The sequence below is a fragment of the Carnobacterium sp. 17-4 genome (assembly GCF_000195575.1).
GTDB lineage: Bacteria > Bacillota > Bacilli > Lactobacillales > Carnobacteriaceae > Carnobacterium_B.
Map to the genome: position 1 here is coordinate 2,082,677 of NC_015391.1, position 24,168 is coordinate 2,106,844.

Below are 24,168 nucleotides of genomic sequence, written 5' to 3' on the forward strand. Positions count from 1 at the left end.
ATTTTCTTCCTCTCACACCAATATACTGAGTCTTTTCGTATTATTTTCTACTATTTCCTCAGATTTTTGTGTCTCTTTTTCGTTAGCTGTAACATTTATTTTTTGCTGTCCAAAAGCACTCTTCTTCTCTTCTTCCTGTCTTTCTTGGGAAGTAAAATTAGATGATGCATTGTCGTTCAGTTGAATGGTTAGGTCACCTAGTCGAATATTTTGGCGATCCAGCTTATCCGTTAACTGGTGCATGCCGTTCGCTAATAATTCCTTGGTTTCCATAGTGTCCACAACAATTTTAGTTATTAACACATTATCCTTCAACTCTACTGTAATGTTGACTTCACCCATCCGTTCAGGCGTTAATGTCACATGTGCAATAGATTGTTTACCACTTAAAAGCGTTTCAACTTGTTGTGTAACCACTTCACTTATTTGCTGAATTCCTACTTGTTTTACAGTTTCTACCACACTCGATTGTTTTACAGATGCCGCTTCAACGATTTGTTGCTGTTGAACAGGTTGTCCTTGCGTATCAACTTCATTGACTTTAGTTAGTACTTCATAACTTTCTGAATTCTTCAAACGAGAAACTGAATCTTTCAGTACTCCTTCGGTTGAAAGTGATTCAGTTAACACTGTTAATTTACTTCCATTAACATCTATTTCTGGTTGTTGTCCGCTATCAGTTAGTGATTCATTTAATGGATTTACCGTTAAAATATCAGGTTCAGTAATTGATTGGTTAACTATTTGCCCATTTTTCCATTCCGCAGTCAAAAAACGGCCGGTTGATAGAATAGTGTCAGCCATTACAGTTTCTTTTTTTACAGGAGACTGAACTAGCTCTGTTTCAACCAGACTAGATTCTTTCATTAAAAGGTTAGTCACATCTTCTACAACATTTTCTCCATTTGCTTTAATGATGGGTTCAATAGCTATAGTTGGTTTAGAAACAGCAATTTTTTCCATTTTTACTGCTTCTTCATTTATTACCATTTGGTCTTTTAAAATCATTTGTGGTTCAATAACTTCTTTCGTTTCAAGTTCCACAAAAGATTCTTCTATAAGATTTTGTTGCCTATTCGTTACCGGATCCTCATTTTGAACAAATGCAGAGATTTTTTCAGCTTCAACATTCACTTGTTTGTCAAAAGTCGGCTCACTACTCTTCAGCAGTTGGATTACTTCAGTTTTTGATGACTCATTCAGGCTTGCTTCTGCTGGTTGTTGCTCTTGCTTTGAATTAAACAGACCCGTGTAAAACAGCGGTGAATTTAAGTTAAGTGTTTCGTCGGTTGGTTCTTCATTACTTTCTTTATCAGTCGTTTCTTCGGAATCAGAAACCTCTTTATGTATCTTGCTTGACTGCTCTTTTTTTAAGTATCCTGCAAGTTGAGTTTCAAATTCTTTAGGTAATATTTTTTGCTTTTGATTAGGTATTTGCTGCGGACCAGTACTTGTAGTTACAACAGGAGTTGGGTTCATTTCTTTTTCACCTCCTTTCAATGAATGATAAGTCCATTTACTTATGAATAAGTTTATTAATAATAGGTTTTTCCGAAACTTAAGGTAGCCATCTCATCTAATTGTTTTTGTTCTTCGTGTTTCTCTTTTTCCATCAAAAATATGTATTCTTTTTCTTTTAACTTTTCCATGACTTTTCGATCTCTATGGGCTTCCATTAACTCAACACGAGCCACTTCCACCTCTTTTTCAGCTTTAGTAATAAGGTTCTTTTGATGAATGATCTTCTCATCAATCATATTTTTATATAAATGTTGACGACGCAATACATCGATTCGACTAGTCGATAAACTGTCATTTTTTATCTTTATGTTTTCGCCTATCAACCGTTGCAAAATATTTTCTTGTTGATCTTTGTGTTGTTGAACTTGACCTAAATTCTTTTTTTTCTCTTCCTCAGTATCTGATCGCCAGTCGAGAACTTTTTCCATTGAAAATTTGTAGTTTGCTATGTCATTCACCCCAAGTCACTTTAATTGACGAACTGCTGTACTTCAAAGAGCGCTTTTAATTGATCAACAACCTCATCAAATGCATACCGTTCATCCACTCGTTGTTTTAAAAAGTCTTTTATCGGTGTATTTAACTGAACCGCTCGATCGACTGATGGGTTGCTGCCCTTACGATAAGCTCCTACATCAATCAAATCTTTTGAATCTGAATACACAGACATATTTTCTTTTAATTTTCCAGCTGTTGTCGAATGTTTATCCGTCGTGATATCTTTCATCAAACGGCTAATACTATTTTGAATATCAATCGCCGGATAATGGTTCTCTGAAGCAATTTTTCGCGATAACACAATATGTCCGTCTAGGATTCCACGTACGGAATCGGCGATGGGTTCATTCATGTCATCCCCTTCAACCAACACGGTATAAAAGGCGGTTATTGAGCCGTTTTCAGACATCCCACTTCGTTCTAACAACTTAGGCAATGTCGTAAAGACAGAAGGCGTGTATCCCTTAGTTGTTGGTGGCTCGCCAGTTGCCAACCCAATTTCACGTTGCGCCATCGCTACACGTGTAACCGAGTCCATCATCAAAACAACTTTTTTTCCTTGATCTCGAAAATACTCAGCAATCGTGGTCGCTACGGAAGCTCCTTTTAACCGCACAAGCGGCGGCATGTCAGATGTTGCACAGACCACGACCGATTTCCGGTATCCTTCTTCGCCTAAATCTTTTTCGATAAATTCCAGAACTTCTCTTCCACGCTCTCCAATCAGACCAATCACAATCACATCGGCTTCAATATAGCGAGCCATCATACCCAGTAAGGTACTTTTCCCGACCCCACTACCCGCAAATATCCCGACCCGTTGTCCTTCTCCGACTGTCAGCGTTCCATCGATTGCTTTTATCCCGGTTGGCATGACATCTTTGATTTTTTTTCGTTTAAATGGGTTTGGTGAACTTCTATTTACGTCATAAAACACGCCATCGACTTCTAAAGAAGTATCCATCGGTCGACCTAAACCGTCCAATGTATTGCCCAACAGTTTTTCACTGATTTCGACTTTAAGTGTTTTGCCAGTCGGTTTCACTAAACAACCTGGTCCAATGCCTTCTAATTCATCTAAAGGCATCAACAAGACCATTTCGTCGACGAATCCAACGACTTCGCTCAATGCAATTCTGCCAGATGACTTGATGTGGATTTCGCACACTTCACCAACAAACGCATCTAATCCTTCTACTTTAATAATCAGGCCAGTCACTTGACTAACTTTTCCCATCTTTAAGTAGTAGTCCTTTTTATTCAATTGGTTGTGATACGTTTCAAAAGGAATCTCAAACATTATCGTCACTCCACATTCTTCATCTCATCTATCATGGCATCCAATTGCTTTCTCACTTGTAAATCAACGATTGCATGAGCATTTTCCACTACACAACCATTTTTATCTAAGGTGTTATCCGACAGTACTGCAAATCGAATATCTTGATTCTCTTTTTCAAACTCTTTAACTTTTTCTTTTACTAATTCTTTTTGTTCTGGTCGAACCAATAAAGTAATAAATTGATCTTCTCGCTTCAAACGGTGAAGCACCGGCTTGATCAAGTCCATGACTTGGTCTGATGAAGCATCAATGTTTTTATGGACAATCGTTTCAGCCATGTGTCCTGCTAACTCAATGAATTCATTTTTTTTCGCTTGATAATAACTTTCTACTACTTCTTGAGCTTCATTTAACATATGTCGGATAGTTTCTCTCATCCGTTGGCTTTCCTCATCGGCTTGTTTCATACCAATAGCATAGCCCGTTGTGTAACCCGTTTCGTAACCTTTTGTTTTGCCTTCTTCAAAGCCTTGTTTTTCAGCTGCTTCTTTTAATTTACTCGCTTCATTTTCTGCTTCAGAAAGAATAACTTGTTTCTTTTTACGCGTTTCATCTAGTAAAGCTCTAGCTTGAAGAGCTTCAATCGGTTCCACTATCTGCTCTTCCTTAGAGTAACTTTCCTCTTCTGGTCGCTTGGCCGCTGTCATTTCCGTTTGGATAAAAGATCGGCTGTCTTGGGTAAAAGACTGTCCTTGTTTGATGATTTTATGTGATAATGGCATCTTGTTCGCCTCTTCTCAAGTAGATCTCGCCTTTTTCATCTAAGCGACGAATCACCGTTACAATGCGTTGTTGAGCTTCCTCAACTGCAGATAAGCGAATAGGTCCCATGAATTGAAGGTCCTCTTTAAGCGTTTCAACCGCACGGGTAGAAAGGTTGGTATAAATAAAGCTCTTGATTTCATCCGATACGCCTTTAAGTGCCAATGCCAAGTCGTCATTCTTAACGTCTCTAAGAACTTTTTGAACATCGCCTTTTTCAAGTGTAATGATATCTTCGAATGTAAATAGACTCGCTTTGATTTCTTCAGCCAATTCAGGTTGTTTTTCTTCCAATACACTAATGATATTTTTCTCTGTGCTTCGTCCCACTGAATTCAAGATCTCTACTAATGTACGAACGCCACCAACTGTTTCCAAATCATTTTCAATGTAATTAGAAAATTTATTCTCAATCACTTTTTCAATCTTCTCAATAATGGCCGGAGAAGTACTCGTGATTGTTCCAATTCTTTCAGCAATTTCTGATTGCAATTCAATCGGAAACTCGGCCAAAATAATTGCTGCTTTTTCAGGTTGCATGTAGCATAAAATTAAGGCCACCGTTTGTGGTTGTTCATTTAACAACAGATTTGTCAGTTGTTGCGGATCTGCTTTTCGCGCAATGTTGAATGGACGCTCACGCAGCTGAATTTGATTCAGCATATCGATCACTTCTTTGGCACGTTGAGGCCCAATAGCCATATTCAATAAGTTTTTAGCGTAGTCAATTCCTCCATCAATCACATACTCTCTTGCTTGAGACATTTCAATGAATTCATTGATGACTACATCGCGTTCTTCTGGGTTTACATAATCAATATTCGCTATTTCATAACTCACTTTTTGAATGTAGCTGTCAGGCAAATTTTTCATGATTTTGGCTGCTGTTTCTGAGCCTAAAGATATCAGCAATATAGCCGCTTTTTTTAACCCGTCTACTTCTTTCATATCTTCACCTACTCATCCTTCATCCAAATTTTAATCAAGTCAGCTGCGCCTTCCGGACTTTCTTTCGCGTAATCTCTTACTGTACTTTCTTTTTCAGACATATTTTTATTTAGTTGTCTCTTCAAATCAGCTTGTTCTTTTGCTTTTCTTTCTTCATCGGTTGGTCTAACCGGACGCACGGGTTCTATGATTGGTTCTGGTTCTTCCTCATCAAAGAAATCTAACTCATCATCATCATCATTTCGTTTACGAAGTAGACGCAACAATACGATAAGAATAACTAAAATGGCTAATCCCCCTACAAGATAAGGCCAATACCGCACAAGTGTATCTCGAATACTGCTCTTCAATTGTTCAGGTGCTGTAGTATCGGTTGCATCAGTAGTAGTTGCAAAATCAATCCCTTGTATTGAAATGGTGTCACGTTCTTCAACAGAACCAATTGTGGTAGCCACTATTGCTTCAAGAGATTCTTGATCAGCTGGATTTAAATTGCCGTCAAAAATAACCGAAGCACTTAGTTTTTCCACTTCTCCGGGTGCTTTAATAGTATTGGTTGTTTCCGAATTCAGCTCATAATTCGTCGTACGATTATAGGTAGAGTTTCCACCTTCTTCACCACTTTGAATTTGGTTAATACTATTTTCGAACCCTTCGCCTTCTTCAACATCAATCGTTCCACCACCTGCAGAAACCGCTTCGCTCCGAACAGAAGAATCACCGTAATTGATAATCTCGCTTTCATTTGAATCAAAATTCATCTTCGCATTTACTGCAACAGTCATTTTATCCATTCCATAAATTGGCCCCAGTGTTTGGAGCAATTTTTGTTCCAATTCTTGTTCATAACTTTTAGTAATTGCTTGGTATTTGCTGACCAAATCGGTCGCATTTAGATTTCCTTCATCTTCCAATGCAGTACTCAATAAATTACCCGCTGTATCCACAATTTTGATGTTTTCTTTCGGTAGATTATCGACTGCTCCAGAAACCAATGACGCAATCCCTTGAACTGCAGACATCGGGATTTGAGACCCACTTATTGGAGTCAATACAATAGAAGCAGAAGCTTGTGATTGATTTTCTTCACTTGTAAAAACACTATCTTCCGGCAACGATAACATTACTTTTGCTTGTTCAATAGAGTCGAGCGCAGAAATGGAACGTTCCAACTCACCTGTGACCGCTCTTTGGTACATGATTTTACGGTCTTCATCCGTTGCCATCATGCTAGTCTCATCAAAAATTTCAAAACCTGTTGTACTTTTTGGCAGCATATCATTTACAGCCAATTCAATTCTATATGTATCTACTTGGGCTTGATCAATTAAAATTGTTGTCCCATCATCTTCTAACTTATACTTGATACCCTTAGTCTTTATATCATTAACGATCGTACCTGCATCAGCTTCTTCCAGATCAGAGAATAGTGTGGCATACTCTACCTTTTGTGTGTAATAGGTCAGACTCGTAACAATACTAACGACAAATATAAGTACAAAAACTAACCCAATTTGTTTGCTTTTGCCTAGATTCTTCCAACCGTCTTTGATGCCAGTCCAGATTTTCTTCATTCCATCCATTATTAGCGTAACTCCCTCAAAAACTCATTAAAATTGCATGTTTTTTATTTCGTTGTAAGCTTCTAGTCCTTTATTTCTTAATTGTAAAGCTAATTCTAGCGACAATTGCGCCTCAGATGTTTGAATCATGACATTATGTAAATTATCTGTGTTACCAGTAATTAAGTCTTGGACACCTTGATCCGCTGTAACTTGTTGTTCATTTAATGAACTCATCGCGTTTTCCAACATGCCTGAAAATGACGATAAACCATTTGCCGCTTCGGTTGGTTGTTCATTCAGTCCACCGGTTAAAGCTGTTTGTGTTGGCCCACTTACTAAGTTATTAAAAAGTGCATCTACATTCATTTAAATTCTCCTCTAAACTCATTTTATTAACCAATGGTAATTTGCAATGCTTTAGTCAGCATTTCTTTGCTGGCATTCATAGCTGTTACATTAGCGTCATAGGTACGCAATGTCGTCATCATATCAATCATTTCATCTGCCATATTCACGTTTGGCATTTGAACGTAGCCTTCTTCATTGGCATCAGGATGTGTTGGATTGTACTCCATCACGATGTCCTCTGTATTCTCTCTAATTTCAGTCGGCTTAACTCCAAAACTTTTTTCAGTACCTTGACCAGCCAAAGACGTTTCGACTTGTTTGAAACTTTCTTCAAATACGACTTCTTTTTTTAAATAAGGACCTTCGCCGTCCTCTGTTCGCGTGGTATTCACATTTGCAATATTTGTTGAAATCGTATCTAATTTCAACCGTTCTAAACTTAATCCGCTCGCATTTATCTGCATGGAATCAAAAATGGACATTTTTACACCTTCTTCATTTTTTTAGTCACTACTTCGTAATTACACTACGCAACATAGAGTACTTAGCGTTTAATTGAGTCACAAGTGAATTATAATAAATACTGTTGCTGGCTTCTTCTGCCATTTCAATATCAATATCAACATTGTTGCCATTCTCTTTCACCGAAGTGTCGGTTCTTTTTGATACAACCGGTGTCACTTCATTTAAATTCCCAAAACCTATATGTAAATCGTTCGTTTTATTCATTGCTGTACCATTCGAAACATTCTCTAAAATACTTTCGAATTCTACTTTATTTACTTTGTAGTCTGCTGTATTCACATTCGCAATATTACTTGAAATCATTTCTTGTCTCATGGACGCTGCATCTAATGCATTTTTCATTAAATTAAAAGTAGGGTCACTCATCATCTTATCCTCCATACTCAATTTCTCATCTTGCTCACTATTAGTCATTAGTTCTTAATCACTTTTTATCAATAAAATACACACGTTATTAATTAATATACGTTTATTGTAAATATTTATGGGTAACTATTCATGTATATCAACACTTAGAAAGTATATCCTTTTTTTTTTTATTCAGCAATAGACTTTACACAATCATTACGTTCATAAAAACACAAGATTGTCTTTTTTCAATAAATGAGTTTTTCCTAATATTCATTGATATAGTTTGAACATCAAAGAAAAACGCTCTCAATCACTAATTCATGCAAAAAAAACCTCACTTTTCTTAAGTAAGGCAGAGCTGGTTCACCCAATTTACAGACACATTTCAATTATTTTAGAAATGTGTCTAAAAAACAACAAATGTTGATTTTTACATTTCATTCAATTTCAATCCAAGTATCCCTTAGTTCCTCAATTAATTTGCGACTGCGTTGGACATCTTCAATATTTTTCGATATATTCGCTTTGACCAATTCACTAGTGAGATACTCATACATTCGATACAGATTTTCTGCAACCTCTCCACCTTTTTCAAAATCTAGTGTATTCATTAATTCCGCTAGAATATCTTGTGCTTTGATCAATACTTGATTTGTTTTTTCGATGTTCTTTTCTGTTATATGTATTTCAGCTAATTTCAAATTTTTGATGCAACCTTCATATAAAAGGACAATCAATTTTTTGGGCGATGCATTTAAAATTTGATTTTCTTTATAGATTGCTGATCCATTTTTTTGGTACATCATTTTACCTCCTGTTCTTTAAGCTAATTGCTACTAGATGCCTCTATCTACAAAGACCGAAGCACGTTGCATTGACACATAATTATCTCTAACTTTGTTTTTTTGATTGATTTGTTTCATTTTATTCATCAAATTTATTTTTTCGCTACGAATAGCGGCAATCATTTGTTGGTGTTTCGGAATGATTACAGTAAGAAGTTGTTTTTCAACTGAAGTGTATTGAAATGCCTCATCTTCACGTAATTGTTCTTCAATTTTTTTTAATTGATCCATATTTCGTTCATTTTCAGATATCAGTGTTACAGCTTCTTCTGCACTACCATTCCATGAATCTAACAAAGTCTTAATGTTTTCCAATACATCCGTTCGAAGTTTAGCCCATTGAGTATCGGTTGTCATAGTGAGCACTCCTCTCTTAATTGATTGTTTAACAAATGGTGTTGATATTTCAAATGAAATTCCTTCTGGAATGAACGCGTTTACTTGTAGAGAATCATGGGATTGCTTGAAATCTGAAGCCCATAGTCTTAAAGCTTTCAAGGCTCAAACAACGCTTAATCACTGAAGTACTAACACGTTGTCATTCGCATTGAATCCTTTACATTGCACAAGCAATGCCTATTCTTCCAGGAATTTCAGGTAAGTAATTGAATGAATCCACCTATTTTGTTGTACTAAATTGACTTTGCAAGTATGCTAGTTGCGATTCTGCTTCCATCATAGCCGTGTCTAAGCGGGTAAACATGGCAACATAATTTTCACGTTTCTTCACTAAACGCTCATTGAATTTTGTAATACTGCTAGAAAGGTCTTCTAATGATTTATCATAGGTTTCAGATTTCGTCGCAATAATCCCAGTTTTTTCTGAAATATACGTATCCACCAATGCACGCATTTTTTGAGCTATACCTACTTCAGTTTCAGTAGTTATAGTAGTGGGTTTGCCATTCTCATCCACACCCGGTGTTTCAGTTGTAGTTGTTTGGAATAACATTTTTTTTACTGCTGTTGGGTCATCTGCTAAAGCTTTTTTCAATTTTTCTGTATCAAGAGTTGCCGCACCATAGCGGTCTACTGAAATACCCACTGTCTCTAGGTTATTGTATGTAGCATTTCCAGTATTTACGGCTCCGGTCATCAAAGAACGTAAACTAGATTGTAACCGCATTAAAGAACTGTCCCCTGTTAGTGCTCCAGTTTTATTATCTTCCGCAGAAGGATCACCTACGTCCAGTTGATCGTCAATAAATGCTAATGTTGAATTATATTGATCCACAAAGGATTGGAACGCTTTAATTGTCGTATCCGTATCTTCTTTAATACCTATTGTGACAGGTTTTGAAGCTTCGGTTACACCTTTCAGATCAATTGTTAAACCTTCTATAGCATCTGTAATGTTGTTGGTGTTACGTGTCATTTCAATGCCGTCTACTGTAAGTATAGCTGGCTTTCCACCATCATAGATTTTACCTGCTTCAAAACCTAATGCTTTGGCCATACTGCCTTTAACAGGATCGGATCCATCTTCAACGGTTAGATCACCGTCAAAGGTTATCGTACGCGCACCCATTTTGCTGTCAGTCATCACAATTCGATTATCAACGATTTTTGCTTGAATACCGGATTCCTTTGAAACCTCATTGATTTTGCCAACGATATCTTTTAAGCTGTCCTCTTTTAAGATTTCAATTTTAAAGCCACCAGTAGTTGGTTTACCATCTACTTCTGGACCAGCATTTTCCTGATTTATAATTGTAAACGTGCCACTCAATCCAAGACTATCTTTAATTGTTTTACCATCAGCTGAACTGATTACTCCTGATGTTGCTTGGGTTGAAGTCGCTAACTGTTTTACTTCAACAGCATAATTGCTTGCTGCCGCATCTGTATTTGCTGTAATAGCTACTTTAGTCGCATCACTTGATGTTGCTATTTTTGACAGAAACGTTTTAGCCTCACCCAGAGCACCTAACTTAGTAAATAAACTATCTAAACGTGTGTTGATGTCTTTCCAAGCATTTTTTTCTGCTGTAATGCTTGTTTGTTTATTTGTATATTGAACAAGCTTACCAGATTCTGCTTGAATCATTGAGTCAATCGTTGCTGAATCAATACCTGAATAAGATCCTAAAAAACTAATACTGCTAGCCATACTTTCACTCCTTTCTATCTACTACTATCCCTGCCATGTCCCAAATACCCGCAATAACATCGAGCATTTTTTCTGGTGGAATTTCTTTTACTACTTCTTTTGTTTGTTTGTCGACCAATCTAACAACAGTTCTACCTGTACCTTCATGGATTTTAAAATCAAACTGAATGTTTAACCCCAATAGAAACTGATTGGCTTTTTCTATCGATTTTTCTAATTCTTCATGAGAAATTTCAGTAATTCCATCAATATTTTTAGTCTCTGATTTACTTTTATTTTCTATTGAACTATATTTTTGAACAGTAGACTGATTAATTGTACTTGATTCAAACGGACGAATTTGAAGAGATTTTGTGACAGCTTGTATAATATCCATATCTGAGAACTCCATTTCTCGACATCGTATAGTTTACTATAAATAAAAAGCCGGCACAATGCCGGCTTTTTATTGTGCTTCAAAGTTTTCAAACAATTATTATTGTAATAATTGTAGTACGCCTTGAGGCATTTGGTTTGCTTGAGCCAACATTGCTGTTGAAGCTTGAGAAAGAATATTTGATTTAGTAAAGCTCATCATTTCTTCAGCCATATCAACGTCAGTAATACGTGAGTTAGCTTCTGACAAGTTTTCTTTTGTTGTAGCTAAGTTAGAAACTGTGTGGTCTAAACGGTTTTGAGTAGCACCTAAGTTTGCACGTTCTTCAGAAACTGATTTGATAGCTGAATCGATTGTTTCGATTACTTTATCGTAGTCTGCAGCAGTTAATTTCTCACCTACTACATTACCTTCAGAATCAACCGTGTTAGCAACTTTAAGTTTGCTTACATGTACCAATTCAAGATTTCCTGCATTTGCTGTTTGAAAATCAGTTGCAGCAGTTAAAGCATCTCCTGTTTTAGTTACTTCTTCTCCTGCTTTAGTATCTAAAGCAGTTGCAGTTGCGTCTGCTGCTATAAGACCAGCTGTAATGTCAGCATCTAATCCATCATCTGCAGCCAATGCTGCAGCTGCGGTTGTTACGTTTGCTGCTGTTGCTGTTTTTGCTGTTGTTGCTGCGTCTGCTGCTTTTGTTGCTGTGTTTAAATCAACTGCAGCTTTAGCAGCTACTGTCGTACTATCAGATAATCCTAGTCCAGTAGTAGTCATGTCTTTAATGTCTAGACTAACTTCTTGCCCAGCATTAGCTCCAATTTGGAAAGTAAAACTTGAACCTTCTGTACCACCATTTAATAAAGATTTTGAGTTAAATTCAGTATCTTTAGCAATACGTCCGATTTCTGATGAAAGAGAATCCATTTCTTTTTGGATAGCACTTGTATCTTCATCTGTGTTAGTACCATTTTTAGATTGAACAGTCAAATCACGCATACGGTTTAAGATGCTGTGAGTTTCGCTTAAAGCACCTTCAGCTGTTTGGATCAATGAAATTCCATCTTGTGCATTACGTGAAGCTTGAGTCATTCCACTGATTTGGTTTTTCATTTTTTCTGAAATTGCTAATCCGGCTGCGTCGTCCCCAGCTTTGTTGATGCGTAGTCCTGATGATAATTTAGCTAATGAGCTGCTTTTTGAAGCGTTAGCTGATGTTAATTGAGAGTAAGTATTCATTGCTGCTGTATTTGTATTAATTCTCATAATTTTGTTTCCTCCTAAAGTCTATTTTGTGAAGGTGTTGCCTTCTACCTCTTATATCGGCACGTTTCATTATCAATTAAGGATGTTTTTTATTTTATTTTATTTTATTAAACATTCATAATTTCCAAAAGAAATTCGCCTTATATTTCTTATATCGGCAGAGTTAAATTGAAGTTAAGCATTTTTATAACTTTATTAGAATCAAACATGAGATAAATAATACATTTATTTTTTTACTACTGTGCGTATAGTTCCATACATTCCATTTCACTGATTATGTTTACGGATATTTTTTTCATCTCTTCCTGATTAACTATTTTAATTTATGATATAAGCACTACTGCACTTCTTTTAAAAATAATTTTTAAAAAAGTTAATCCCAAAAATACTGCAGCGTTTGGGCTGTTTTGGAGGAGTTATAAATGCTGGTGTTGGTGTAGCATTTACTGAAGTAATAGGATTTGGAGGATCTAATGCTTTCGAAAAGAATAGTGATACTAAGTATCTGGATATCTTGGAAGTTTTAAAGGATGTTGGATTAAACTTTAAAAAGGAATAGTTTTAGTACTATTAGTATTTTACCCCTTATAAAATTTAGTTATAGCCATATTGTTAGCCCTATAACTAATTTTTTTTATTTATCTCTGAAAGAAATACAGCGATAATTTCTCAGACTGCACTTTTCTTTAATTATTTACCTATAGAAATCTGAGTAGAAATATGCAAACAATATCCTATAATCATTTCTTGATCAATTTTGATATAATAACTAATCATTTTAAATTTTTCCCCAAAAAAAAAGACTATCTTAAAGATAGTCCAGTATGCTTGTTTGCAATATTTGTGTTCCCATAGATAAAGAGGCTTGATATGCTGACTTTTCCATGGTAAATTGCATGTATTTTTCAGCTAAATCGATGTCTTGATTTTCAGATAACATTGTTTTCAAGTTTAATTTCTCGCTATCATTACGTTCTAACGTTGCATTCAGACGATTAAAAATAGATCCCGTCTTTGAACGATTAGAAACCACATTTTCAATTTCTTGATCCGCTCTGTCTAATAAACTGGATAACTTTCCCGTATCATCTTCATCTAAAGCGGTTAATACTTCAGAAAAGAAAGTACCCAAATCATCTGATCCATCCGCATTTTGTGCATTCATAAAATTACGACCATCTGTATTCAGTTCAACTGAAACTCCTGGTGCAATTTCACGCGAAAGATTTCCATTGCCTTCAGCAGTTCCGCTATAAGTGATCCCAGTAATTTCACCATCTACACTAGTTACTTCAAATGGTTTTTCTGTCGTGTTCTTTCCAGCAAAAACATACCGTCCACCAAAGTTGGTGTTAAATGCATCGACGACACCTTGAATCTCAGATTCAATTTCAGCTTTATTAGCTTGGCGGTCTTCAGAACTCAACGTGCCATTAGCTGAATATTGAATCAAGGTCTTAATGCGTTGCAGGGATTTTGTAGCACTGCTTAAAGCAGAATCTTGTACATTGGTCCATTGGATAGCATCATTGATCGTTTTTTTGTATTGATCATTTTGAATAATCGAATTATTTAGATCCAAAATTTTTGAAACTTTTAAAGGATCATCAGAAGGTTTACTGACTTCTTTTAAGGTTGACAATTGATTTTGGTATTTCATGACGTTTTCTGTATTAGCCGAAAGATTGCGTAAAAAACTTCTTGACATTAACGAATCAGTTACACGCATTTTCTATACCCCCGTTCGGTTGATTAACGTATCAAGCATTTCTGAGACCACTGAAATAATGCGAGAATTGGCTTCAAAGGCACTTTGATAAGCGATTGTATTGGTTACTTCTTCATTGATTGAAACACCTGAAACTGAATCTCTGCGAGCCTCAAGAAGACTGACTAAACTTCCTTGACTATCTACCATATTATCCGATTGTTGCTTCACGATTCCCATTTGTGTGACACTGTCATTGTAAGAACCGGCAACTGTTGAGCCGCCTTCTTTATTTTTGATTGTCATCGTGTCTGGATCGTAATCTCCTTTGATATCAACTGGATCACCAAATTTAGTATTTTGTAATGCAGCAATCGCTTGAGCACGTGTACCGTCTCCACCTACCACATCATTAATATCTTTTCCGGCATTAATTTTAGAAACATCATCTAATATCTCTTTATTAACTTGAATTGATGCAGCGTAATCTCCACCTTCTCCTAAAGTGAAGAAAGGTATTCCTGCCCCACCGTCACTATGTACTTCATTCATAGCCGTTGCAAATGTAAAAGCTATATCATTTAATTCTTGTTTTTTAGTGTCAATTTCGGTTAAAGCTTCTTGAGAACCTTTAATATTTCCAGAAGTAATAGCTATGTTGGTTTCATTTACCACTAGTTGTCCATCAGAATCTGGCGCAACACTCATTTTAGATATAGAATCCTCGGTTAATACGGATTCTCCGCCAACAGTGATACTCACGCGGTTAAATTTATCGTAGCTAGCTTCAACTCCAGCAATTCCCGTTAATTCGCTCAAGATTTTATCTTGTTGGTCCAATAAATCATTAGGAGCTTGACCTTGAGAAGTCATATTAAAAATTTGTTTATTTAACGAATCTAATTGCTCTACTTTTGCGTTAAAATCCAAGACATTTTTTTCAATATCTTGAACAGTACCTTCGTGAAGACTATCGATTTGCTTGGACATATGGTGCAAGGTATCAGTAAACGTTTCTGAGTTTTGAGCTACCATTGTTTTAGCAGTCGCAAGTTCTGGGTTAGATCCTAAGTAAGTCCAAGAAGAAAAAACTTTGCTTAAGTTATTGTTTAAGCCAGTTGTAGAAGGTTCGTTAAATATTCCTTCCAATTGACCTAATATATCAGACTTTTTGCCATACATTTCTAAAGAAGAGTTTTCATTTCTTAATTGCTTATTCACATATGGATCGACGATACGGTCAATAGAAGAAATTCTGACACCTGTACCAAGTTGGCCAATTCCTCCTAGTGTATACGGATTGTCAGCTACCATAGTTACTTTTTGCCTAGAGTAACCTACTGTATTCGCATTGGAAATGTTATGACTGGTTGTTTGTAAAGCCGCTTGTTGTACATTTAAGCCTTTGGTTGCGTTATTTAATGTTCCGAATAAACCTGACATTCTTTCACCTCATTATAGGGATTGGTCGATTAGATTAGCTTGTTGCGAGTTACTATAGTCTCCCTGTTTGGAGTAAGTAGACCCACCTGTTTTAACCCCTTTAGTAATAGCTTCCATCATTGTTTCTTGGTACTGCAAAGCTTGTTTTGCTAGGGTTAAATTTGTTTCCTGTAAATTTTTAATGTCTTCTACCACTTCAATAAGGTCTGCTTTTGTTAAACCTTCTGTTATTAGTGTCGGCAGACTGTCTAAGAATAGTTGTTTTTGCTCTACAAGAGCTTTTACTTTCGCACTGTCATTTTTAATTAGTGCTTCTTTTTCATCTAAAAGAACGTCTTTAAATCTCAATAATGTCTCAAATGCTGTCGTTTCTTTATTCATTACTCAGTAAACTCCCTTTGGTTGTTCATTGCTTGCATCATGCCATTCGCAATTTTTTCAGGTGATACGTCATACGTCCCATTCAATACAGCTTTTTTAATTGCTTCTACATTTGACGACATTGCTGCAGTATCAGTTGATTTCACCTTTGCCAATTGTTTAGCTGCATCCGAGATATCAACTGTTACAGATTCTTCATTAACAGTTGCATTCGTTTTAGATAAACCTTTGCTATGTGTGTTTTCTTGATTTTGACGGACATTATTAACGTATTGGTTGTAGCCATTATTTCCTATTTTCATTGGTAGTGCTCCTTTCTAGTGCATGGTCTCAAGTTTTTGATTAGTTGATTTAGTTTTTGAATTAAGTTAGTTTTTATCTATCGGCAATTTTTGCCTTACACCTTTACTATCGGCAGCTTTTTAAGATACTTAAGCCTTTAATCTATTATTTTAGGGTTGGTAACCTGATTGAATCACTTACTTGAATTTTCTGGCGGAATAGGGTTGCTTGTAGCCGTGTAAAGGATTCAATGCAAATTACAAAGCGTTAGCGCTTCAGCGATTATGCTTTGTTTGAGGATTGAAAGTCTGAAGACCCAGGCTTCAGGCGTTCCCATGGCTCTATACAAGCAAACCCGTCCATTCCAGAAGAAATTTCTTTTGAAATACCAACACTATTTCTGAAAATTTTTCCTATGTAAATATGTTTATAAACTAGACTCTTCTATACTAGCGGTTACTTTTCCAATATTCAAGATAAAACAAAAAAGCCAGAACATTTCATCTGGCTTTTCCCATTTTCGTACATAATTAGTTCAAATGTTTGATTCGTTGTTCTTTGCTTAAGATGTTGGTGATACGAATTCCGAAGCTTTCGTTGATCACAACAACTTCACCTTCAGCAATCAATTTCCCATTTACATAAATTTCTAAAGGCTCGTCCGTCATTTTGTTTAATTCAACAACTGAACCCGTTCCTAATGATAAAATATCTTTGATTGTTTTTTTACTTTCACCTAGCATAACGCTAAATTGCAAAGGCACATCCATAATCAAATCTAAATTACGCGGTGTTTTCAAGCTTCCCGCATGCGTCAGTTCTTGAAACTCAGGTTTTTGAATACCAATCTTACCATCTGCATTGCTAGTTGCTTGACTAACTGCTTCAATTGGAGCGGTCATTTCTTCAGCTTTAGGCAATTCACGGTCTGTGATGACTTCTCCTTCATCTGCTAATACTATGTTTGAAATGTTTCTAACCGTTTCAAGAGTAAAAATTTGCATAATCTCACTTTCAATCAAATCATCTACAGTCATTTGAAAAGCAATTTTACAAACCGTTGTATCTCCACTGATTCTATCATAATTTACTTGCTCTTGATTTTTCCATACTTCAACTTCGGGAGGTAAAATATCAACGATACGTTCCAACATTGTAGCCATCGCTGTTGCAGCCGAACCCATCATTTGATTCATGGCTTCTCCTACAGCACTCAATTCGAGTTCAGTAAATTCTTTACCTTCAGCATTGCCATCTCCGTCCATCATTAAATCAGCAATAATGATCGCATCTTTTTCGTTCATCATCAATAAGTTGCTGCCAGCCAAGCCTTTTTTAAACTCAATCGTGGTTACGACTTTTGGTGTCACACTTGCGTCAATAATTTCTTGGAATTTCAGACAAGATACAACCGGAGTCGTGATTGTTACTCGACGACTTAAGATAGAAGACAGGGTTGTAGCGGCTTGAGACATTGAAATATTCCCAATTTCTCCAATAATATCTGTTTGTGTTTGATCAAGGGTGTCATTTGTTGTTGGCTCAGGGGCGCTTGCATTGCCGTTCATCATTGCATCAATTTCTTCTTGCGTTAATTTTCCACTGCTCATTAGTCTGTCTCTCCTCCAATATACTGTAATACTTCAACCGCCATGTTTTTTCCTTGTAATCCGGGTTTAACAAAATATCGTGGAAGTTTTTCCACAGACAGGATGAGCGGATCTGATGTTTTACCATCCAAAGGAATGATGTCTCCCAATTCTAATTGTAGAAAGTTCTCCAACGTCATGACTGTTTCTCCTAAAAGTACTTCCATGTTTACTGGTGCAGAATGCAGACTTTTTTCAATTTTCCCACTATCTGTATGGTCAGTTTCTTTTTCAGAATGGAACCAGTTGCGTAAGCTTAATTTTTCTAATATACCTTCAAAAAAGATATAAGGAACACATAAATTGATAAACGTTTTAACCCCGTACAACTCAACTGTGAATGTCACCAACACTACTGGTTCATTTGGTGACATAGTCTGCATCATCTGAGGATTGGTTTCTGTTGAATCTAACTTCCCTTTAACCTCTACCACATCACGCCAAGCCAGCTCAAAAGCATTGATGAAATTATTTAATATCTCTTCTAAGATAGCCATTTCAATATCCGTAAAACTTTCTTTTGACAGTTCATCTATGTTGCTACGAATTTCTGTACTTCCGCACAACAAATCAACCAGTTGCAAACAAAGTTGCGGACTGATTTCAATGATTTGCGTTCCATCTAAAGGAACAGAGTGAAACAATCCCATTAGTGTGAATCGAGGCACCGAATGCACGAACTCATCAAAACTTACTTGTTCAATTGAAGCTAGTTGAACACCTACATTTGTTCGGACTTGAGTAGACAAGATATTCCCAGAAATTTTAGCAAACTCTTCAAAAACCATATTTAATGTACTTATGTATTCTTTTGATAAACGAACCGGACGTCTAAAGTCATAACTTTTAACTTTATTTTCTTGTTCTTTTTCATCCAAGCCCTTAGCGTCAATTTCTCCACTCTCTACTGCTTGCAATAACGAGTCAATTTCTTGTTGTGATAAAACTTGCTTCACTATTTATCCCTCATTTTTATAAAAATAGTTTCTCCATGTTGATAACACTCACTATTTGGTCTTTTACTTGAATTACGCTAGACACTAATTCATCAGTTTTATTGTCCAACTGTTGAATAGCAGATGGCTCAATATCCAAGACCCAAGCTACATCATCCACCATAAATGCTATTTTTTCCTCATCATTTTTCACAATGATAATATTATTGTACCATAATTCTTTTGTTTCATCAGTGGGAGAAAGTAATTTATAAAAATTTATCAATGTTATAACATTCCCTCGCAAATTAACGAGCCCTTGAACCCAAGATGGAGATTGAGGGACTGGGGTCCAAGGCATTTTATTTGTTATCTCTTCAACGTTTTCAGATGAAAAGGCATAATAATTTTCGTTTAAAGTAAATATAATCATCTGCATATTTTTGTCACCTTTACAAACTTGCTTTGTCTAAAGCTTTAATAACACGATCACTATCGAATGGTTTCACGATAAAATCGACTGCTCCAGAACGTATAGCATCCATAACCATTCCTTGTTGACCCATTGCACTACACATAACAACACGAGCAGCTGGATCAAAAGCTTTGATTGCTTTTAAAGCATCTACCCCGTCCATTTCAGGCATCGTAATATCCATTGTTACTAGGTTTGGTTTTTCAGTTTTGTATTTTTCAACGGCTTCAATCCCATTTTGTGCTTCTGCTACTACATTATAGCCATTTTTTTCTAAAATATCTTTCAGTTTCATCCTCATAAAAGCTGCATCGTCTACGATCATTACATTTTTTGTCATTTTGTTTTTCTCCTCTCAAACTGTTAGTGCTTTTAACATCTTTTCTATTATCCCTGGTTTCGGGACGAAATACAATGAAGATTCTAATCGATCGCCTAAATAATAAAATTCATTTTTAATGATCATGATAGAATCATCATATTGGCTTTGTTCTAAATACACACTGCTCATAATTGCTCCAAACATATCCTCAATAATGATTGGAACAGACGTAATCAGGTTAGCGTCCATTAGTTTCATTACTGCATTCAAGAATGAATTAACGAGTATGTTTACCAATTCTTGCAAGGCTGAATTGGCCATTGCTTCTGAATATGGTGTATTTTCCGGTAACATCATTGCGACAATAGTCTCAGAGACTTGTTGATCGACCGTGAAAAGAAAGACACCTTCTGCATCTCCCATCATCTTGATGATGATGGCTTTTATCACGGTTTCTTCCGGCATGATTTTCTCATAAACATCTGCATATTCCATCATTTCAATGACCGGAACAGTCATTTGGACTGGCTTTTCAATCAATTGAGACAAACTAGTGGCTGCATGACCGCCACCAATATTGATCACTTCTTTTAGTACATCTAGTTCCATTGCTGAGTAGTTAGACTTCACTATACTCACCAATTCTTTCGTTGCAAATAGCCGATACATCTAAGATTAAGATGATGCTGCCATCCCCTAGAATAGTCGCTCCTAAGTAATTCTTCAACATTTTTAGTTCTTGTCCTAGTTTTTTGATGACGATTTCTTGTTGCCTGACTAAATCATCTACTGCTAAGGCTTTATAGCTTTCTCCATGTTTCACTAAGACCAAATGCAGATTTGATTCTTCATTTGTTTCCATATTCAGTGCTTGGTTCAGACGAATAACAGGAACCGCAAGTCCTTCATATTTATAGACTTCTCGATTGTGTACACGAATAATGTCTTCTTCAGTTACTTTAACGATTGTTTTGATGATCCCTAAAGGAATCGCAAATGTATCTTGGCCAACTGTCACAAGCAAGGATTGGATGATAGACAAGGTTAATGGTAAGTTGATTTTAAATGTTGTCCCTTGATTGACCACACTTTCCAATTCAACGGTTCCACCTAATTCAGTAATTTTCTGTTTGACCGCATCCATTCCTACTCCACGACCAGAAATACTAGTGACTTCTTTTGCGGTAGAAAAACCTGGATGGAAAATCAATTGCTGAATGTCTTTGTCACTCATACCTTCTGTTGAGATCCCTTTACGTTCAGCACTTTCTTTAATGATCGTTGGATTAACACCTTTTCCGTCATCACTCAATGTTAGTACTACTCGATTGCCTTCTTGATATGCCGTAATCTTAATGGTTCCTTTTGGATCTTTACCTATCTTCACACGGTCTTCTGGCATTTCTACCCCATGATCAGCTGAATTCCGCAAGAGATGCACTAATGGTTCGCTCAATTCAGAAACAACCGTACGATCCAATTCAGTATCTTCGCCTTCGATAACTAAGTTAAATTCTTTCCCTAAATCGTTCCCTAAGTCGCGGATCATTCGAGGGAAGCGAGTCATCACTGTGCTGACTGGCTGCATTCTGATTTTCAAAACCAATTCTTGCAGTTCTGAACTGATTCTAGCCACATGATCCAGCGGCTCTTTCATTTCAGACACTTGCAACTGATCGCTTAGATCTTCTAATCTTGTGCGGTAAATAACCAATTCAGAGACTAAATTCATAAAGGAATCTAATTTTCCAATATCTACTCGAATCGATTGATTCATCGCATGATTTTGCGCTTTTCCTTTAGTTGGTGCTTTGGTTGTTGATTGAGGTTCAACTACAGATTCTAATTTTTGTTCTTCAACGGGTTTTTTTTCAGGTTGAACTGTTTCTGCCGATTTCACCATTAAATCGTCTGATTGTTGAATCGTTTGAATTAAAACTTCTTCGATTTCACTATTATCTAATGCTAGGTTATGGACAGTTTCTTCATCCAATTGACTGACATATATTAGTTTAAAGATATTTCCAAAATCATCATTCTCAAGAACTTCCGTACCTGGTTCAGAGTACAAAACATCTCCATGCTGTTCCAGTTTACTCATAACAAGATAAACGCGAGCATTTTTCATTGAGCTGTCTTCATCGATTTGAATAGCCAACACATACGCATTGTAGCCGTCTTCCTTGGCTGCTTCAATAATCATTAGATCTGAATCTTCAACTTTTTCTAAAGCTAGATTAAGCAATGATCCTGTTTCTTGTTCAGTAACTGTAGCACCAACTGCTTGGCTCTCTCCAGAAGATACATGATCCAGACGCTGAACAAGACTAGAAATATCGCGCTCTGCATCATTGCCTTCTCTTAAGTCTTCCACTAAATCTGATAATGTATCTAGACAGTCAAAGATCAAGGCGATAGATACCGTATCAGCCGCAATGATTTTTTGCTTCAACAAATCAAACACGTTCTCCATTTTGTGTGTTAGCTTAGCCATCGTATCATAACCCATGGTTGCTGCCATTCCTTTGATCGTATGAGCCGATCTAAACATCACGTCCACGATACTGGAATCTTCCGGATTATTCTCTAACTCGAGTACTTGTTCATTCAAACTTTGTAAATGTTCATCTGTTTCTTCAAAAAACAAATCGAGGTATTTACTGTTTTCGTCCATAGTATCCCTCCCTTTCATTGGTTCGTGTACTTTATTGGTTATACTTTTTCATAAATGAAAGACGCACGTTTAACAAAGCCATATTTTTCTGGATTGTAAATCGTTTCTGTTGCTCCTGTGAAAAATAAACCACCCGGTACAAGAGCATCACTAAATTTTTGGTACAACTCTTCTTTGACTTCGTTTTTAAAATAAATGGTCACATTTCGGCAAACAATTACATGATACTCTTTCCCAAAGCGATCACCGATTAAATCGTGTTTTTTAAACGCTACTTTATTTTTGATTTGATCAGCCAAATAAAAGACATTCTCTTCTGAAGTAAAGTATTGTTTACGATTCTCATCGTCTACATTTTTTATTTCTGTGCTTGAGAAGATCCCTTTTTTAGCTTTTGCCAATATTGTCTCATCAATATCTGTTGCTGTTATTTTTTCTGCTTGAGAGATGCGATGCTTATCCATGATCATTGCTAGTGAATAAGCTTCTGCTCCGGTAGAACACGCTGCACTCCAAACTTTTAAAGCACCAAAGCGAGGTTCAAGATACGATACCATTAACTCTTCAAATTCATCAAACACTTCTCTGTTACGGAAAAAATCCGTTACATTAATGGTAATGTAGTTCAAAAAATTCTTTTTAATGATTGGATCTGCTTGTATCTTCACAGCATATTCTTCTAACGTTGCAGCACCAGTATTTTTCATAATCGTTCCAATACGTCTTTGAAGCTGTTTTTCTTTGTATCCATCTAGATTAATATTCAAATGTTCTTTTGTCCATGCATAGAAAAATTCGAAATTCAACATTAGCTTCTCATCCTTATCATCCAATTAATCAATTCTGATATATCTTTTAAACTTGCAATTTCATCAATGACACCTTTTTGTACCGCATTACCTGGCATGCCATAGACAATAGATGTTTCTCGGTTTTGCGCTACAGTAAATCCACCAGATTTTTTGATTTTATCCAGTCCGCGAGCACCATCTTGACCCATTCCCGTTAAAATAAAACTAGCTAAATCGCTACCGTAAGTCTCAGCAGCAGTTTCAAACAAGTAGTCGACAGCTGGCCTCACGCCGTGTATTTTATCTGCTTCATTTAATTTAATGCAGTTGTTTTCAATTAGCATATGGTATCCACCTGGAGCCACGTACACAACGCCGCCTTTTATGGCCATACCATCTTCGGCTTCTACCACTGTCGCAGCTGATTCCCTATCCAACCGTTTAGAAAAGGATGTGGTAAAACCTTTGGGCATGTGTTGAACGATAAAAATTGGAAAAGTTAAGTTTTCCGGTAACGATCGAATAATTGAAAACAGTGCTTTAGGTCCACCTGTAGATGCACCGATAACAATGGCTTTAATTTTTTTAGGCACTCTATTTTCTAATTCACTTTTTTGTAATAACGACTTTTCTACTGGTATTTCTGTTTTCTTTTGTTCAAATAAGGGTTTTATCTTATCCGCTACTTCCTTTTTAAATGCATCCGATTGGTTCCTTATATCATGAGGTTTTTCAATGAAATCCATTGCACCTAGATCTAATGCGGCAATCGTGTTGTCTTCTCCACTAAATGAACTCATCATAATAACTGGTGTAGAGTATTCTTTTTTAATAATTTCAAGGGTTTCTAACCCGTTTAATCCCGGCATTTCAATGTCTAACGTAATGACATCTGGTTGAAGCTGCGGAATTGCCTTTAGTGCATCTCGGCCGTTTCTTGCCGTACCGATAACTTCAAGTCCTTCAATACTTGCTATTGTTTCGGTGATAACCTTTCTCATAAAAGGAGAATCATCTACAACCAATACTTTTACATTCACTCTTTGTTTCTCCCCTA

The 24,168-nt window shown here is 36.4% G+C and carries 26 protein-coding genes; all 26 read right to left on the minus strand.

Going from position 1 to position 24,168, the window contains the following annotated elements:
• Positions 1 to 12: 12 nt before the first annotated feature.
• The 26 genes from CAR_RS09905 to CAR_RS10030 all read right to left on the minus strand — a co-directional run bounded on the left by CAR_RS09905 (position 13) and on the right by CAR_RS10030 (position 24,151).
• Positions 13 to 1,479, minus strand: coding sequence for a flagellar hook-length control protein FliK (locus tag CAR_RS09905; protein WP_041556577.1), 1,467 nt, complete (start codon positions 1,477 to 1,479; stop codon positions 13 to 15).
• Positions 1,480 to 1,535: 56 nt separating this feature from the next.
• The gene (fliJ, locus tag CAR_RS09910; protein WP_238526693.1) at positions 1,536 to 1,979 is read right to left on the minus strand and encodes a flagellar export protein FliJ; all 444 of its coding nucleotides are present in this window, start codon (positions 1,977 to 1,979) and stop codon (positions 1,536 to 1,538) included.
• 11 nt (positions 1,980 to 1,990) lie between these two features.
• Complete coding sequence (fliI, locus tag CAR_RS09915) at positions 1,991 to 3,322, minus strand: flagellar protein export ATPase FliI (RefSeq protein WP_041556964.1); 1,332 nt, start codon at positions 3,320 to 3,322, stop codon at positions 1,991 to 1,993.
• Between the two features lie 2 nt (positions 3,323 to 3,324).
• Entirely contained in the window at positions 3,325 to 4,083 is a 759-nt protein-coding gene (locus CAR_RS09920; RefSeq protein WP_013711594.1) for a FliH/SctL family protein, read from the minus strand.
• Positions 4,067 to 5,071, minus strand: coding sequence for a flagellar motor switch protein FliG (gene fliG / locus CAR_RS09925; RefSeq protein WP_013711595.1), 1,005 nt, complete (start codon positions 5,069 to 5,071; stop codon positions 4,067 to 4,069). The genes CAR_RS09920 and fliG overlap by 17 nt, the downstream gene beginning before the upstream one ends.
• An 8-nt stretch (positions 5,072 to 5,079) precedes the next feature.
• Complete coding sequence (gene fliF, locus CAR_RS09930) at positions 5,080 to 6,654, minus strand: flagellar basal-body MS-ring/collar protein FliF (RefSeq protein ID WP_013711596.1); 1,575 nt, start codon at positions 6,652 to 6,654, stop codon at positions 5,080 to 5,082.
• Positions 6,655 to 6,681: 27 nt separating this feature from the next.
• Positions 6,682 to 7,002 (minus strand): flagellar hook-basal body complex protein FliE, encoded by a 321-nt coding sequence (gene fliE, locus CAR_RS09935; protein ID WP_013711597.1) that lies wholly within the window; start codon positions 7,000 to 7,002, stop codon positions 6,682 to 6,684.
• Between the two features lie 26 nt (positions 7,003 to 7,028).
• Positions 7,029 to 7,466, minus strand: coding sequence for a flagellar basal body rod protein FlgC (gene flgC / locus CAR_RS09940; protein ID WP_013711598.1), 438 nt, complete (start codon positions 7,464 to 7,466; stop codon positions 7,029 to 7,031).
• Between the two features lie 28 nt (positions 7,467 to 7,494).
• The gene (flgB, locus tag CAR_RS09945; protein ID WP_041556579.1) at positions 7,495 to 7,875 is read right to left on the minus strand and encodes a flagellar basal body rod protein FlgB; all 381 of its coding nucleotides are present in this window, start codon (positions 7,873 to 7,875) and stop codon (positions 7,495 to 7,497) included.
• 422 nt (positions 7,876 to 8,297) lie between these two features.
• Complete coding sequence (gene fliS / locus CAR_RS09950; protein ID WP_148229419.1) at positions 8,298 to 8,663, minus strand: flagellar export chaperone FliS; 366 nt, start codon at positions 8,661 to 8,663, stop codon at positions 8,298 to 8,300.
• A gap of 33 nt (positions 8,664 to 8,696) precedes the next feature.
• On the minus strand, positions 8,697 to 9,062 hold the full coding sequence (locus tag CAR_RS09955; RefSeq protein WP_148229420.1) for a flagellar cap protein: 366 nt from the start codon (positions 9,060 to 9,062) through the stop codon (positions 8,697 to 8,699).
• Positions 9,063 to 9,324: 262 nt separating this feature from the next.
• A complete protein-coding gene (gene fliD / locus CAR_RS09960) occupies positions 9,325 to 10,815 on the minus strand; it encodes a flagellar filament capping protein FliD (protein WP_013711602.1) in 1,491 nt (496 codons plus the stop codon).
• A 4-nt stretch (positions 10,816 to 10,819) separates the two neighbouring features.
• A complete protein-coding gene (locus CAR_RS09965) occupies positions 10,820 to 11,191 on the minus strand; it encodes a flagellar protein FlaG (RefSeq protein WP_238526694.1) in 372 nt (123 codons plus the stop codon).
• Positions 11,192 to 11,290: 99 nt separating this feature from the next.
• Positions 11,291 to 12,451 (minus strand): flagellin N-terminal helical domain-containing protein, encoded by a 1,161-nt coding sequence (locus CAR_RS09970; RefSeq protein WP_013711604.1) that lies wholly within the window; start codon positions 12,449 to 12,451, stop codon positions 11,291 to 11,293.
• An 808-nt stretch (positions 12,452 to 13,259) separates the two neighbouring features.
• Positions 13,260 to 14,180 carry a flagellar hook-associated protein FlgL gene (flgL, locus tag CAR_RS09975; RefSeq protein ID WP_041556580.1) on the minus strand — a complete coding sequence of 307 codons (921 nt, stop codon included), beginning with the start codon at positions 14,178 to 14,180 and terminating at the stop codon, positions 13,260 to 13,262.
• 3 nt (positions 14,181 to 14,183) lie between these two features.
• Entirely contained in the window at positions 14,184 to 15,602 is a 1,419-nt protein-coding gene (gene flgK / locus CAR_RS09980) for a flagellar hook-associated protein FlgK (protein WP_013711607.1), read from the minus strand.
• 12 nt (positions 15,603 to 15,614) lie between these two features.
• Entirely contained in the window at positions 15,615 to 15,983 is a 369-nt protein-coding gene (locus CAR_RS09985; protein ID WP_013711608.1) for a flagellar motor switch protein, read from the minus strand.
• Positions 15,983 to 16,285 (minus strand): flagellar biosynthesis anti-sigma factor FlgM, encoded by a 303-nt coding sequence (gene flgM, locus CAR_RS09990; protein WP_013711609.1) that lies wholly within the window; start codon positions 16,283 to 16,285, stop codon positions 15,983 to 15,985. Before flgM ends, CAR_RS09985 begins: the two co-directional genes overlap by 1 nt.
• A 510-nt stretch (positions 16,286 to 16,795) precedes the next feature.
• Positions 16,796 to 17,875 (minus strand): flagellar motor switch phosphatase FliY, encoded by a 1,080-nt coding sequence (gene fliY / locus CAR_RS09995; RefSeq protein WP_013711610.1) that lies wholly within the window; start codon positions 17,873 to 17,875, stop codon positions 16,796 to 16,798.
• Positions 17,875 to 18,870 carry a flagellar motor switch protein FliM gene (gene fliM, locus CAR_RS10000; protein ID WP_013711611.1) on the minus strand — a complete coding sequence of 332 codons (996 nt, stop codon included), beginning with the start codon at positions 18,868 to 18,870 and terminating at the stop codon, positions 17,875 to 17,877. The genes fliY and fliM overlap by 1 nt, the downstream gene beginning before the upstream one ends.
• A gap of 16 nt (positions 18,871 to 18,886) precedes the next feature.
• Positions 18,887 to 19,288 carry a chemotaxis protein CheW gene (locus tag CAR_RS10005; RefSeq protein ID WP_041556581.1) on the minus strand — a complete coding sequence of 134 codons (402 nt, stop codon included), beginning with the start codon at positions 19,286 to 19,288 and terminating at the stop codon, positions 18,887 to 18,889.
• 13 nt (positions 19,289 to 19,301) lie between these two features.
• A complete protein-coding gene (locus CAR_RS10010) occupies positions 19,302 to 19,664 on the minus strand; it encodes a response regulator (protein WP_013711613.1) in 363 nt (120 codons plus the stop codon).
• Positions 19,665 to 19,679: 15 nt separating this feature from the next.
• A complete protein-coding gene (locus CAR_RS10015) occupies positions 19,680 to 20,276 on the minus strand; it encodes a chemotaxis protein CheC (RefSeq protein WP_238526695.1) in 597 nt (198 codons plus the stop codon).
• Positions 20,266 to 22,320 carry a chemotaxis protein CheA gene (locus tag CAR_RS10020; protein WP_041556582.1) on the minus strand — a complete coding sequence of 685 codons (2,055 nt, stop codon included), beginning with the start codon at positions 22,318 to 22,320 and terminating at the stop codon, positions 20,266 to 20,268. The genes CAR_RS10015 and CAR_RS10020 overlap by 11 nt, the downstream gene beginning before the upstream one ends.
• 38 nt (positions 22,321 to 22,358) lie before the next feature.
• On the minus strand, positions 22,359 to 23,129 hold the full coding sequence (locus CAR_RS10025; protein WP_013711616.1) for a CheR family methyltransferase: 771 nt from the start codon (positions 23,127 to 23,129) through the stop codon (positions 22,359 to 22,361).
• A complete protein-coding gene (locus CAR_RS10030) occupies positions 23,129 to 24,151 on the minus strand; it encodes a protein-glutamate methylesterase/protein-glutamine glutaminase (RefSeq protein ID WP_013711617.1) in 1,023 nt (340 codons plus the stop codon). The genes CAR_RS10025 and CAR_RS10030 overlap by 1 nt, the downstream gene beginning before the upstream one ends.
• Between the last annotated feature and the right edge of the window lie 17 nt (positions 24,152 to 24,168).

Excerpts from the sequence above, each read along its gene's own strand:
- CAR_RS09905 (WP_041556577.1), bottom strand. The coding sequence starts at position 1,479 with ATGAACCCAACTCCTGTTGTAACTACAAGTACTGGTCCGCAGCAAATA.
- CAR_RS09920 (WP_013711594.1), bottom strand. The coding sequence starts at position 4,083 with ATGCCATTATCACATAAAATCATCAAACAAGGACAGTCTTTTACCCAA.
- fliG (WP_013711595.1), bottom strand. The coding sequence starts at position 5,071 with ATGAAAGAAGTAGACGGGTTAAAAAAAGCGGCTATATTGCTGATATCT.
- fliF (WP_013711596.1), bottom strand. The coding sequence starts at position 6,654 with ATGGATGGAATGAAGAAAATCTGGACTGGCATCAAAGACGGTTGGAAG.
- fliE (WP_013711597.1), bottom strand. The coding sequence starts at position 7,002 with ATGAATGTAGATGCACTTTTTAATAACTTAGTAAGTGGGCCAACACAA.
- flgC (WP_013711598.1), bottom strand. The coding sequence starts at position 7,466 with ATGTCCATTTTTGATTCCATGCAGATAAATGCGAGCGGATTAAGTTTA.
- flgB (WP_041556579.1), bottom strand. The coding sequence starts at position 7,875 with ATGAGTGACCCTACTTTTAATTTAATGAAAAATGCATTAGATGCAGCG.
- fliS (WP_148229419.1), bottom strand. The coding sequence starts at position 8,663 with ATGTACCAAAAAAATGGATCAGCAATCTATAAAGAAAATCAAATTTTA.
- CAR_RS09955 (WP_148229420.1), bottom strand. The coding sequence starts at position 9,062 with ATGACAACCGATACTCAATGGGCTAAACTTCGAACGGATGTATTGGAA.
- fliD (WP_013711602.1), bottom strand. The coding sequence starts at position 10,815 with ATGGCTAGCAGTATTAGTTTTTTAGGATCTTATTCAGGTATTGATTCA.
- CAR_RS09965 (WP_238526694.1), bottom strand. The coding sequence starts at position 11,191 with ATGGATATTATACAAGCTGTCACAAAATCTCTTCAAATTCGTCCGTTT.
- CAR_RS09970 (WP_013711604.1), bottom strand. The coding sequence starts at position 12,451 with ATGAGAATTAATACAAATACAGCAGCAATGAATACTTACTCTCAATTA.
- flgL (WP_041556580.1), bottom strand. The coding sequence starts at position 14,180 with ATGCGTGTAACTGATTCGTTAATGTCAAGAAGTTTTTTACGCAATCTT.
- flgK (WP_013711607.1), bottom strand. The coding sequence starts at position 15,602 with ATGTCAGGTTTATTCGGAACATTAAATAACGCAACCAAAGGCTTAAAT.
- CAR_RS09985 (WP_013711608.1), bottom strand. The coding sequence starts at position 15,983 with ATGAATAAAGAAACGACAGCATTTGAGACATTATTGAGATTTAAAGAC.
- flgM (WP_013711609.1), bottom strand. The coding sequence starts at position 16,285 with ATGAAAATAGGAAATAATGGCTACAACCAATACGTTAATAATGTCCGT.
- fliY (WP_013711610.1), bottom strand. The coding sequence starts at position 17,875 with ATGAGCAGTGGAAAATTAACGCAAGAAGAAATTGATGCAATGATGAAC.
- CAR_RS10005 (WP_041556581.1), bottom strand. The coding sequence starts at position 19,288 with ATGCAGATGATTATATTTACTTTAAACGAAAATTATTATGCCTTTTCA.
- CAR_RS10010 (WP_013711613.1), bottom strand. The coding sequence starts at position 19,664 with ATGACAAAAAATGTAATGATCGTAGACGATGCAGCTTTTATGAGGATG.
- CAR_RS10020 (WP_041556582.1), bottom strand. The coding sequence starts at position 22,320 with ATGGACGAAAACAGTAAATACCTCGATTTGTTTTTTGAAGAAACAGAT.
- CAR_RS10025 (WP_013711616.1), bottom strand. The coding sequence starts at position 23,129 with ATGTTGAATTTCGAATTTTTCTATGCATGGACAAAAGAACATTTGAAT.